Annotated in this window: 10 protein-coding genes; 2 read left to right on the top strand and 8 right to left on the bottom strand. The window is 69.0% G+C overall.

Annotation, left to right across the window (positions count from 1 at the left end; all coding sequences use genetic code 11):
• Window positions 1–9: 9 nt before the first annotated feature.
• From ACH9EU_RS15535 to ACH9EU_RS15500, 8 genes are all read right to left on the bottom strand, one after another.
• Entirely contained in the window at window positions 10–975 is a 966-nt protein-coding gene (locus ACH9EU_RS15535; protein WP_396414803.1) for an MBL fold metallo-hydrolase, read from the bottom strand.
• Between the two features lie 377 nt (window positions 976–1,352).
• Window positions 1,353–2,381 (bottom strand): sodium:calcium antiporter, encoded by a 1,029-nt coding sequence (locus ACH9EU_RS15530; RefSeq protein ID WP_396414802.1) that lies wholly within the window; start codon window positions 2,379–2,381, stop codon window positions 1,353–1,355.
• Between the two features lie 482 nt (window positions 2,382–2,863).
• The gene (locus ACH9EU_RS15525; protein ID WP_396414801.1) at window positions 2,864–3,325 is read right to left on the bottom strand and encodes a ribose-5-phosphate isomerase; all 462 of its coding nucleotides are present in this window, start codon (window positions 3,323–3,325) and stop codon (window positions 2,864–2,866) included.
• 1 nt (window position 3,326) lies between these two features.
• Window positions 3,327–5,069, bottom strand: a complete 1,743-nt coding sequence (locus tag ACH9EU_RS15520; RefSeq protein ID WP_396414800.1) for a dihydroxyacetone kinase family protein — start codon at window positions 5,067–5,069, stop codon at window positions 3,327–3,329.
• A 107-nt stretch (window positions 5,070–5,176) separates the two neighbouring features.
• The gene (locus ACH9EU_RS15515) at window positions 5,177–6,448 is read right to left on the bottom strand and encodes a TRAP transporter large permease subunit (protein ID WP_396414799.1); all 1,272 of its coding nucleotides are present in this window, start codon (window positions 6,446–6,448) and stop codon (window positions 5,177–5,179) included.
• A complete protein-coding gene (locus tag ACH9EU_RS15510; protein ID WP_396414798.1) occupies window positions 6,441–7,028 on the bottom strand; it encodes a TRAP transporter small permease subunit in 588 nt (195 codons plus the stop codon). Before ACH9EU_RS15510 ends, ACH9EU_RS15515 begins: the two co-directional genes overlap by 8 nt.
• Window positions 7,029–7,032: 4 nt before the next feature.
• A complete protein-coding gene (locus ACH9EU_RS15505) occupies window positions 7,033–8,079 on the bottom strand; it encodes a TRAP transporter substrate-binding protein (protein WP_396414797.1) in 1,047 nt (348 codons plus the stop codon).
• A gap of 603 nt (window positions 8,080–8,682) precedes the next feature.
• Window positions 8,683–9,342, bottom strand: coding sequence for an FCD domain-containing protein (locus ACH9EU_RS15500; RefSeq protein ID WP_396414796.1), 660 nt, complete (start codon window positions 9,340–9,342; stop codon window positions 8,683–8,685).
• Between the two features lie 412 nt (window positions 9,343–9,754).
• Here ACH9EU_RS15500 and ACH9EU_RS15495 point away from each other — a divergent pair, with 412 nt between their 5' ends.
• Together ACH9EU_RS15495 and ACH9EU_RS15490 are read left to right on the top strand one after the other, a co-directional pair.
• On the top strand, window positions 9,755–10,618 hold the full coding sequence (locus ACH9EU_RS15495) for a thiamine pyrophosphate-dependent enzyme (RefSeq protein ID WP_396414795.1): 864 nt from the start codon (window positions 9,755–9,757) through the stop codon (window positions 10,616–10,618).
• Window positions 10,615–11,631 (top strand): transketolase C-terminal domain-containing protein, encoded by a 1,017-nt coding sequence (locus ACH9EU_RS15490; RefSeq protein WP_396414794.1) that lies wholly within the window; start codon window positions 10,615–10,617, stop codon window positions 11,629–11,631. Before ACH9EU_RS15495 ends, ACH9EU_RS15490 begins: the two co-directional genes overlap by 4 nt.
• Window positions 11,632–11,653 lie beyond the last annotated feature (22 nt).

The following is an 11,653-nucleotide window of genomic DNA, read 5'->3' as shown; positions in this document are numbered from 1 at the left end:
GCCGCCGGGTCAGCTGTTCTGCAGCTGGTCCCAGACCTCGCGGTCGCGCTCGGCCGTCCAGATCACCGGACGCTCGATGCCCGACAGCTCGTCCCACAGCCGGGAGACGTCGAAGGGCAGGCAGTGCTCGAAGATCGGCCAGTGGCCGAAGTCGTCGTACAGCGCGGCGTGCACCGCCTCGAAGGCGTCCTTCAGCGTGCCGCCGGCCCGCTGGACCTTGCCGACCTCCTCGATCATGACGGTCAGGAAGCGCCGGGTCTGCTCGATGGCCGCGTCGACCGCGTCCCGGCCCCTCGAGACCGCCCCGCGGCCGCCCACGAGCTGCTCCGCGCCGAGCGCCTTGATGGCGTCGAGGGTGTGGCTCGCCCAGTCCCGGTGGAAGGCGTCGCCGGTGTAGAGCGCAGCCTCGGCCTCGACGAGGTCCCCGGCGAAGAGGATCTTCTGCTTCGGCAGCCAGGCCACGATGTCGCCCTCGGTGTGCCCGCGCCCGAAGTGCTGGAGCACCAGGTCTCCGCGGTCCCCGCCGAGGTCGATGGTCAGTTTGTCCTCGAAGGTCATCGTGGGCCAGGTCAGGCCCGGGACGGTGTCCGCGCCCTTGGCCAGGCGGGGCATGCGGCCGAACTCGGAGGCCCAGTCCTCCTTGCCGCGCTCGACGATGAGGTCGTAGGTGTTCTCGTGGGCGACGATCGTCTCCGCGTGGAACGCCGAGGCGCCCAGCACGCGCACGGCGTGGTAGTGCGAGAGCACGAGGAAGCGGATCGGCTTGTCCGTGTGCTTGCGCAGCTCCTGCAGCCACTCCGCCGCGACGACGGGGGTCGCGAGGGCCTCGAAGCAGACCAGGAAGTCCTCGCCCTCGATCGCTCCGATGTTGGGGTCCCCCTCGGCCGTCAGGGCGTAGACGCCCTCGGCCAGGACCTCGAGGGTCTTCTGCTTCTCGCCGAGGTCGGCGGAGGACGCGAACGACTTGGTGCTCATGTGCCGTCTCCTTCGTGGGCCCGTGGCGGGCCGCGGTCGGGGTCCCGGGCGCCGGGCGTCCGGGGTGGTCAAACGTTGTACTAGTTCTACGGTAGCCCTCCGGCGCGTATTTGTGAAGCGCCCCACAGAAGATGGACCAGGACAGCAGCAGGTCGACATGGCGGTGCGGCGCAGGGACGGCATGGTCCCGGGCGGGGACGAGGCACGCCGCAGGTCGGCGACCACCTCGCCGTCGACCATCCACCACGGCGCCCACCGGGTGGCGTCGGCCGGATGGGAGGGCCTGCGCCGGCAACGACGGTGTGCGGCCGGGTCTGCCGCCGTCCGGCCTCCGCGCACCTGGCACCCGGCGTTCCCGGGAGCCGTCCTGCCGCGGGTCAGCCTGCCACAGTCACGACGACCACTCCGAGCGCGTAGAAGCCGAAGAGGGACAGGCTCTCGAAGCCGATGCGGCCGGGCCCCTGCTCCTCCCGGCGGATCAGGCCCATGAGCAGGAACGCCGTCATCAGCATCCCGAGCGCGGTCCAGAAGACGACGGGGTCCGACACGGCGTGGTAGATGGAACCGTCCAGGTAGGCCACGTCGGAGAAGGCTGCGAAGAGGGTGTCAAAGGCGTTGCCGCCGATGATGCCGGCGACGGCGAGAGTGAGCGCGCCCCTGCGGACGGCGGCGAGCGTGGTGACGAGCTCGGGCAACGAGGTGGCGACGGCGGTGAAGAGCGTCCCCACGATCGCCTGCCCGAGCCCCGTGTCCACGGCGATGACGGTGGCGCTCTTCTCGAGGACCCACCCGGCGGCACCGATGGTCACGGCGAGACCGGCAAAGGCCATGAGCAGCCGGCGGAGGGACTCGCGCTCGTTGCTCTCCTCCGGAACGTCCTCCCTGGTCTCTCGCGTCCGGGCCGGATCCCACATCGGCGCGGTCTGCACCTTGCGGATCAGTCGCACGCCGTAGAGGTAGGAGACGAGCAGCAGGGGCGTGACCACGTGGACGTGGCCTATCGTCCACTCCGGCATGGCGAACGCCAGCAGCAGCCAGGACATCTGGGCCACGAGCAGGGCCCCCTGCATGATGTTGCCGAGGGATGCGGCAGCGTGCTCGAGGTTCGCCCTGCGGTAGGTGAGGTCTGCGACGGCCAGGAAGAGGGTCTGGACGGCGATTCCGCCGACGGCATTGGACATCGCGAGATCCGCCCGGCCGGACAGGGAAGCAGAGACCGAGAGAACACTGCCGCTCAGCGACGTCGCGAGCCCCAGCAGGACCGCGCCGGCGACCGCTTCCCCGAGCCCTGTGCGGTCCGCGATGCGGTCGACGACGCCGGCGAGCCTCGTGCCCACGACGCCGATGACCGCTGTGCACAGGCCGAACAGTGCGATGGCGGAGCCGAGAGGCATCGTCTCGAGCACGTCAGTCCTTCCCGGAGGGCCCGGCAGGTGCTGTCTGCACCGTCGTCGGGCCCGATCGAGGCGAGGATGGCCGATAGGTCGTTCACCGATACGAGTCCGAGGGTACTCGGCGTGGAGGCTGCCTCCCGGGACCGGCCTGTTGCCGCCCCGCTCCCCGTCGAGACGCCCGGGGCCCGGCACGGGAGGCCTGCTCGAGGTTCTCGGCGGCACGGGTGGCCGAGGCCTCAACGCTGGCGGGGACTCCCCTGCGGCCGGTCGGTGGACCTCCCTCCGGGCCCTTGGTCCGGATCGGTGCGCCGTTGAACAGCGAGTTGAGCACCTCGGCGAAGGCGTTGTCTGACGGATCACCGGTGGGTCCGACCGAGGCCACCGCCGCGGTTTCGGCCGTCCGCTGGGTGCGGCGCACCGCGCCACGCTGCCCGGGTTCCAGGAGTCGTCGCACCCGCGGCCAGAACCTCGTGACCCATGGCGACAAGGAGCGGTCAGCAGCTCTCGTAGGAAGTGATGGCGTCCACCTTGGCCGCCGAGGCGCTGGACGGATCGAAGAGGTATCCGAGCCACTCCCTGGTCAGGCGGCGGGCCAGTTCCAGGCCGATCACCCGCTGACCCATGCACAGGACCTGGGCGTTGTTGCTGAGGATCGCGCGCTCCACGGAGTACGAGTCGTGGGCCGTGACGGCGCGGATGCCGGGGACCTTGTTGGCCGAGATGGCCACGCCGAGACCCGTCCCGCAGATGAGCAGGGCGCGGTCGGCCTCACCTCCGGCGACCCTGCGTGCCGCCTCGACCGCCACGTGCGGGTAAGCGGTGTTCTCGGTCGGCGCAACCCCGACGTCGACGACGCTCTCGACCCTCTCGTCCGCCTCCAGGTCCTGACGCAGGGCCTCCTTGTAGTCGAAGCCGGCGTCGTCGCCGCCGATGACGATCCGCAGTTTCGCGCTCAAATCACTTCACCGTTTCCCGTGTTCCGAGGGTCGCGAGCACTTCGGGGTCCCGAGCAACAGCGGTGAGGATCAGAGCCATGGACGTGGCCCCGGCATCCGGGGTGCCCAGGCTCTTCTCCGCCAGGGGCCGGGCCCGGCCCACCCTCGGCCGGAGTTCGGCGGTCGAGGCCGCCCGCCGGGTGGCCACCTCGGAGGCCTCGCACCACGCCTGCGCCGGGTCCATGGTCTCCGACAGGGATGAGGACAACGCTCCGGCGAAGGGCAGCAGTGCGTCCAACAGGGTCTTGTCCCCGAGCGAGGCGCCCCCGAGCTCCTCGATGGCCCGGGCGAAACTGCAGACCGCCCGCTCGAGGTCCTGCCGGTGGAAGGCGTCCGCCTCGTCGGGAAGAGCCCGGCCGGCCGCCTCGAGTGCCGCGCCCCACAGCACCCCGGAGGTCCCACCGGCGCGGGCCGCCCAGGCGCTGCCGGCGACTCGGAGCATCCAACCGGCTCCGGCGGTGCCTGCCACTGCCTCGGCCGCCGCCAGCGCGGCCGAGGCGCCCTTGACCATGCCCCGCCCGTGGTCTCCGTCCCCAGCGACTGCGTCGATGGCTCCCAGCTCGTTCTCATGGTCCTCGAGGGTCGCGGAGGCCCGGCGCAGTCCCGCCAGGACGGTCCGCGCCAGCTCCCTCGCGGCGGAGCCGGCGTCCGGCACCCGCTCGGGGTGGACGACGTCGGCGACGGGCTCCGGGCCGGCGGTGTCCAGACTCTGCAACGGTGCCCGCTGCTTGCGGTAGGCGGGCGTGTACGCGTCGGCCGACCAGTACTCCTCCAGCTCATCGGTGAGCCAGAAGACCGTCAGTGAGCACCCGCCCATGTCGAGGCTGGTGACCAGCTCCCCGACCTCCGGGTCCACGATGCGGTGGCCACGCTCTCGCAGCATCGGGGCGATCGCTCCCCAGAGCAGGAACAGCTCCTCGTACTTGGTGGCACCCAGTCCGTTCAGGATCACCCCGATGCGGTTGCCGGCACCTGCGGGCGCCTGCCCGAGGACGGAGGAGACCAGAGTCCCGGCCAGTGCGCGCGCCGTGGGCAACGGTTCGTCCCGGATGCCCGGCTCACCGTGGATGCCCAGCCCCAGTCCCAGGTGGCCCGCCGGCACGCTGAAGAGGGGCTCGCTCGCCCCTGGCATCGTGCAGCCGCTGAAGGCCACCCCAAGGGTGCGGGTGGAGTCGTTCGCGGCGCGTCCCACCCGTTCGACCTCGTGGATGTCCAGCCCCGCCGCAGCGGCTGCCCCCATGGTCTTGAAGACCGTGAAGTCCCCGGCGATGCCCCGGCGCCGGTCAACGTCCGGGGCCGAGGCGATGTCGTCGGTGACCAGCACGACCCGGGTGTCGATTCCCTCCGCGTTCAGCCGGCGAGCGGCGATCCCGAAGTTCATGACGTCACCGGCATAGTTGCCGAAGGCGAGGATCACCCCGCGGCCCTGGTGGGCCGCCTTGGCCACGGAGTACACCTGCGCGGCCGACGGGGAGGTGAAGACGTTGCCCACGACCGCCCCGGTGGCGAGTCCGGGGCCCACCAGGCCGGCGAAGGCCGGATAGTGCCCGGAGCCGCCTCCGACGACGACGGCGACCTGCGGCTCTCCCGAGCGCAGCGCGACGACTCCGCCCGCGACCTCCCGGAGACGATCGGCGTACAGATCCACGAATCCGGCGAGCTGGTCGTCGCAGAACTCGCTGGGGTCGTTGAAGATCGTGGTCATGGAACTGCTCTCTTCTGGTCGGTGTCGAGCCGTGGGCCGGCCGCCCGCCACGCCTTCGGGACGCCTGGTGTCCGCAGGCGCCTCGCGGTCGCGGCGACTGTGGTCGTCTATCGCCCGAGGCTCGTCAGGGCGGGGACGAACGTCACGGCGAGAAGGGTCAGGACCGACACCGCGTAGAAGGGGACCAACGCCTTCACCGTCTGCTCGATGGGGATCTTCCCGATCGACGTGGAGATGTAGAGGGTGGTTCCCACCGGTGGCGTGAACAGGCCGATACCGAGGTTGAGGATCATGATGAGACCGAGCTGGATCGGGTCGAGACCGATGGCCGTGGCGATCGGCATCAGCACCGGGGTGAGCAGCAGGATCGCCGGGGACATGTCCAGGAACGCTCCCACGACCAGCAGCAGCAGGTTGATCATCAGCAGGATCAGGATGGGCGAGGCCACGTTCGACAGCACGTTCTCGGCGAGTTTCTGCGGCGCCTGCTGGACCGTCAGGAACCAGCTGAGTGCCTCGGACATCATGATCAGCAGCATGACCACGCCGGTCGCGGCGGCCGTGTTGATCATCGAGTGGATGATCCCCTTCACGGAGATATCGCGGTACATCAGTCGGATCAACAGGGCGTACACCGCGGAGAGCACAGCAACTTCGGTCACGGTCGCGATACCGCCGAGCAGGACCACGCGGATCATGATGATCGGCATCAGAATGGCCGGCAGCGCGAGGAACACGTCCTTCAGGAGGTTCTTCTTGGTGAACTTCATCTTGATGCGGGGGAAGCCCTGCTGGACGGCCACCCCCCAGCAGACGATGAAGTAGGCGGTGGCCAGCAACAACCCGGGAATCAGGCCGGAGAGGAAGATCGCTGCGACCGAGACGCCGGACGTGGCGGCGAACAGGATCATCGGAATGGACGGCGGGAGAATGACGCCGATCACCGAAGAGGACGCGTTGACCGCCGCGCTGAAGGGCGCGGGATAGCCGACCTTCTTGCTCCAGGGAATCAGGACCGAGCCGAGGCCCGATGCATCGGCCACGGCCGAGCCCGACACACCGGAGAACACCACCGAGGTGGCCACGCTGGCATGGCCCACGCCACCGCGGAACCGACCGATCACCTTGGTGGCCAGGCCGATCACGGTTTGGCCCAGCTTGCCGCTGGCCAGCAGGTCGGCCGTCAGGATGAAGAAGGGGATCGCCAGGAACAGGAAGTTCGAGGCCGGTGCGAAGGACTGCTGGGCCACGATCTGCAGCGGAGCAGTGCCCACCAGGGCGATGCCGGCCAGGGTGGAGAGCAGGAGAGCGAAGGACACCGGGATGCTGAGCAACAGCAGCACGAGGAACAGGGCGATCGCTACGACGACCTCAAACATTGACGATTCCCTTCGGGTGCGGGACGGGGCCCCGGAAGGCCGCATAGAAGCGCGCGGCGGACTGCAGGGTCAGGCTGACGGCCATGTAGATGTAGGCGCCGTAGCTGATCATCATGGGCAGTCCGAGGATGGGTGAGCTCTGCCCCATGTACGGGCGGATCATCAGCGTGGAGATGTAGACGAGGAATCCCAGGGTCAGGGTCGACACCGCCCACACGAAGATGTCCAGGTAGCGGCGGTTGCGGTCCGCCAGCTTGTTGGCGAAGTAGTCCACCGCCAGGTGGCCGCCACGTCCCATGGCGGCCACCACCCCGCCGGCGATCAACCACGGGAAGGCGAACGCCGGAATCTCGACGGCGAACCCCAGGCTGGAGTTGAACGCGAACCGGAGGATCACGGCGACCAGGAGCAGGGATCCGATCACCACGAAGGCGAGGATGGACACGAAACCGCCCAGGTAGGTGGCTCCCAGGTTGAGCCTGTCCGTCACCAGGCTGAACGGATCGGGCTGCTCGATGGGCTGCGGATTGTCCGGATCGAAGTCCGCCTCCGCCTCTTCCAGATCGGGTGACTGTGTCATCGGGTCAGCCCGTGAATTCTGCTCGGGTGGCGTCGGCCTCGTCGACGATCTGCTCGACGAACTCCGGGTAGTCGGCCGACCACTTGTCGTACACCCCGGTCGTCGCGTCCCGGAACGGGGCGAGCTCGGGCGTGGTGATCTCCATGCTGTCCTCGAGTTCCGTGCGCAGTTCCTCGGTCTGCTCCTCCATCAGGTCCCGCTGCATGTCACGGGCCTCGTCGGCAGCCGTCTGCACGGCCTCCTGCTGCTCCGGGGACAGCGACTCCCACGAGCTCATGCTGATGACGAGAGGAGTCACTTCGTACTTGTGCCCGGTCAGAGCGAGGTGGCCCTGGACCTCGTGGAGCGCGTTCGCGTGGATGTTCGGGATCGGGTTCTCCTGCCCGTCCACGGCCCCCTGCTGGAGGGCCAGGTACAGCTCGTTGAAGGCCATCGGCGTCGGGTTCGCGTCCAGAGCGTTGAAGATGTCGATGGTCATCGGGTCTTCAGGGGTGCGGATCTTCAGGCCGGCCAGGTCCTCGGGAGTGCTGATGGGAGTCTTGCCGGTGGTGACGTGACGAATGCCGTTGTCCCACCACGCGAGAACCTTGAATCCCTCCTCCTCGGCCTTGGCGGCGATCTCGTCCCCGATGGGGCCGTCGACGACGGTGTGAGCGTGCTTGGAGGTCTCGAAGAGGAACGGAAGTCCGAACAGCGCCACTTCCGGGACGGTGGAGGACACCACGCCCTGCGAGTTTGCCGTCATGTCCAGGGTGCCGGACGCCAGCGAGACCATCATCTCGGCGTCCGACCCGAGCTGCTCCGCGCCCTGGACCTGGACCGTCACGCTCGAGTCGGTGTTCTCAGCCACCTGTTCCGCGAAGAAGTCGGCGGCCTCGGACCGGGGGTTGGTCGGGCTGGCACCGTGGCCGAGCAGCAGCTGCTTGTCCCCGCCCTCCTCGCCGCTTCCGCCGCCGCACCCTGTCAGGGACAGGCCGGCGACGACGGCGATCGCGAGGACGCTCGAGCGGACTCGTCGGTGGGTGCTGGTGCGCACTGTGTTCAGCTTCATGGGGGTGTACCTTCCCGAGTTTCGAGGATCGAAGTCTGGCCATGGAGTGGAGGGCCGGCGGCCCGGCGGCGACGACGACATCTGTCGCGGCGTCCAGCGGCCTGCCCGCGGTGTTCGGGGCTGGCAACAGGAAATCCCGCGCCGGGACCCCGCCGCACTTTCTCCGAGTGCCGGAGGCAGGACCTGAAGGACTCTGCCGCCAGTTGACTGTTAACAGTCAACGGCCGGTTCGTGAAGTGTGTCACACGCTCCGGCCGGGACGCAAGGGTGACTTTGCCCGGCGCGGCGCAGCGCTCGCGGCGTTCTGGGGTGCGCGCACGGAAAGGATTGCCGAGGCATGAGAGGCCCCTCCCCAGCACACCCTCCGCGCCGGTGACGGCCGTGGCGGAACCGCGCTCGCGCCGCTCCAGCGCGCGGATGTCATGCTGCGACAAGGGCAGGCACGCGCCGGTGCGGCTCATGAAACGGGTCGATCCCCTGCGCCGGCGAGGGCGCAGGGGATCGATCGACGTCCACGGTTCCGGCGATCACGGCCTCGTGGCCGGCTCCGGCCGTCACCGCGCGTCTCGCGGCGGGGTGGTGTCGCGCGTGCCTCCGGGGTGGTCAGGAGACCAGGTTGGCGGCGGCCTCGTTCATGTGGTGGAGCATGAACTCGGCGGCCTGCGGGGCGTCGCCGGCCTCGATGACGTCGACGATGGCCGTGTGCCGGTCCACGCGCATGTTCCCGACCGCGCGCTCCATGCCGGCCCACATGAAGGACATCCGGATGGAGCCCTCGAGGGCTTTCCAGGAGTGCAGGAGCATGGCATTGCCGGTGAGCCGGCACAGGGTGCGGTGGAAGGCCAGGTCGGCCTCGATGCGCTCCTCGAGCGTGTCCCCGACAGCCTCGTCCATGGTCCGGATCGCCTCGCGCAGCGGCGCCACGACCACGTGACGGTCCTCCACCTGGCTCAGGGTCCGCACCGCCAAGGACTCCAGCGCCGCGCGTACGGCGAAGATGTCCAGGATCTCCTTGGCGTCCAGGCTCCGCACGGCCAGCCGGCCCCGCGCCCCGGCGGAGATCAAGCCCTCCTGCTGGAGCTGGCGCATGGCCTCACGCAGGGTGCCGCGACTGATCTGCAGCTGCTCGGACAGCTCTGTCTCCACCAGGTGGGTGCCGGGAGGCAGCTCTCCGGTCGTGATGGCTCGGCGCAGCGCCGAGAGAGCCTGTTGGCGCAGGTTCACCTTCGCCAGACCCGCAAGGGCCGCGTTCTGGGTGGTCATCGAGGCCGTCCTTCGGAAGCTGGGGATGGGAACAGATCTGGAATGCCGGCCGACAGCAGCACACCTGCCGCGCGAGGCGATCATGGCGGGTCTGTGAGAGGCCCCGAGACCACCTCCCCTTCCCAAGCCGCCATGCCCCGGCACGCATCTGCCGCCGGCACCTCGTCGCCGATCCGGTTTCCACCGATCATACGCCGCGGTTAACCGTCGACCGAGTGTGGAAGGAAGCCACACACGGCATTCAGCCGTGGGATGACCACCAGGGCCTCAACTGTTGACTGTTAACAACAACTGGGACTACTGTGATTCCAACCACAGCTGCTGTCAACAGTCAGCAGCGTTGTGGAGTACGGCGGAGCTCCGTGCCCCCTGCCCCGCTGACCCGACAACCACCACACACGAGGGGAAACCCATGCAGTCATCCACTGAGGTCGCTCCGGTCGAGGCCGAGCGTCTGCAGCGGATCAGGGAAGCGGCCTTCCGGATCCGCACCAACGCCCTGATCCAGGCCGAGGTCCAGGGACAGGGCTACATCGGCCAGGCCCTCGATCTCGCCGACGTCCTGGCCGTGCTCTACGCCGACCAGCTGAACCTGCGCCCCGAGGAGCCGGAGTGGGAGGGCCGGGATCGGTGCCTGCTCTCCATCGGGCACTACGCCATCGCCCTCTACGCCGCGCTGACCGAGGCGAAGTTCCTTCCCGCGGAGGAGCTGGACACCTATGCCACCGACGACTCCCGCCTGCCGATGTCGGCGATGGCCTCCTACACCCCGGGTGTGGAGATCTCCGGGGGCTCCCTGGGTCACGGCCTGGTCATCGCCAACGGCGTGGCCCTGGGCCTCAAGCGCAAGGACAACGACGCCTTCGTCTACAACATCCTCTCCGACGGAGAGCTCAACGAGGGCTCGACCTGGGAGGCCGCCGCCGTGGCCGCCCACCACGAGCTGGACAACCTCATCGCGATCGTGGACTTCAACGACCAGCAGGCCGACGGCAAGAGCCAGGCCACACTGGGCATGGAACCGATCGAGGGGAAGTTCGAGGCCTTCGGGTGGATCACCCGACGGGTGGACGGCAACGACGTGGCCGCCGTGCTCACCGCACTCGAGGAGTTGCGCGGCCTCGACGCCCCGCAACCGCGGTGCCTGATCGTGAACACCAAGCTCGGCAAGGGCGTGGAGTTCCTGGAGAACCGCGAGAAGCTGCATTTCATGTCTGTCGCCCCACAGGAGTGGGAGAGGGCCCACCGAGAGCTGAAGGAGTCGTTCGACGCATGAGCACCAACCAGAAGAAGAGGCTGACCTCCGACGCCATGAGCGCGTCCCTGGCCCGGGAGGGCCAGCGGACCACTGCCGCCCCCCTGGGGCACGCCCTGGTCGAGCTCGCGGGACGCGACGAGCGCATCGTGGGCCTGTCGGCCGATCTCGCCAAGTACACCGACCTCCACATCCTGCGCGACGCGATGCCCGACCGTTTCTACCAGATCGGCATGGCCGAGCAGGCCCTGCTCGGGACCGCCGCCGGCCTGGCCATGGAAGGGTTCGTCCCGTTCGCCTCCACGTACTCGGTCTTCGCCACCCGCCGGGCCTACGACTTCCTGTGCCTGGACATCGCCGAGGCCAATCTCAACGTCAACATGGTCTGTGCCCTGCCCGGGCTCACCACCGGCTACGGACCCTCCCACCAGGCCACCGAGGATGTCGCGATCCTGCGGGGCATGCCGAACCTCACCATCGTGGACCCCTGCGACGCGGTGGACATCGAACAGGCCGTCCCGCAGCTGGCCGCCCACGACGGACCGACCTACACCCGCATCCTGCGCGGCAAGGTTCCCCGCGTGCTCGACGAGTACGACTACACCTTCGAGCTCGGGAAGGCCAAGACGATCCGCGACGGCAACGAGGTGCTGCTCATCTCCACCGGTCTGATGACCGAGCGCGCACTGGAGGCGGCCCGGGAGCTCGAGGCGGACAAGGTGGACGTCGCGGTGCTGCACGTGCCCACCCTCAAGCCCCTCGACGAGGCCACCATCCTTCGGGAGCTGGGCCGCGACCGGCTGGTGCTCACCTGCGAGAACCACACCGTCATCGGCGGGCTCTTCGACGCGGTGGCCCACACCGCCGTCCGCGACGGGGTGCTCCGGCAGATCACCCCGATCGGGCTGCCCGACGAATTCCTCGACGCCGGCGCCCTGCCCACCCTCAACGACCGCTACGGGGTGTCCACCGCCAAGATCGTCGAGAAGATCAAGTCCCTCCTCCAGCCTGCGCACACGGAGCGCGTGGACTGAGCACAACGGGAACAGTGGCGGG

Source organism: Kocuria rhizosphaerae (assembly GCF_044462265.1).
Lineage (GTDB): Bacteria > Actinomycetota > Actinomycetes > Actinomycetales > Micrococcaceae > Kocuria > Kocuria rhizosphaerae.
This window is presented reverse-complemented; position numbering and strand designations above follow the sequence as displayed.

Bases quoted from the DNA above. Each gene is read 5' to 3' on its own strand.
- ACH9EU_RS15535 (WP_396414803.1), bottom strand. From the start codon at position 975: ATGAGCACCAAGTCGTTCGCGTCCTCCGCCGACCTCGGCGAGAAGCAG.
- ACH9EU_RS15520 (WP_396414800.1), bottom strand. From the start codon at position 5,069: ATGACCACGATCTTCAACGACCCCAGCGAGTTCTGCGACGACCAGCTC.
- ACH9EU_RS15515 (WP_396414799.1), bottom strand. From the start codon at position 6,448: ATGTTTGAGGTCGTCGTAGCGATCGCCCTGTTCCTCGTGCTGCTGTTG.
- ACH9EU_RS15510 (WP_396414798.1), bottom strand. From the start codon at position 7,028: ATGACACAGTCACCCGATCTGGAAGAGGCGGAGGCGGACTTCGATCCG.
- ACH9EU_RS15505 (WP_396414797.1), bottom strand. From the start codon at position 8,079: ATGAAGCTGAACACAGTGCGCACCAGCACCCACCGACGAGTCCGCTCG.
- ACH9EU_RS15500 (WP_396414796.1), bottom strand. From the start codon at position 9,342: ATGACCACCCAGAACGCGGCCCTTGCGGGTCTGGCGAAGGTGAACCTG.
- ACH9EU_RS15495 (WP_396414795.1), top strand. From the start codon at position 9,755: ATGCAGTCATCCACTGAGGTCGCTCCGGTCGAGGCCGAGCGTCTGCAG.
- ACH9EU_RS15490 (WP_396414794.1), top strand. From the start codon at position 10,615: ATGAGCACCAACCAGAAGAAGAGGCTGACCTCCGACGCCATGAGCGCG.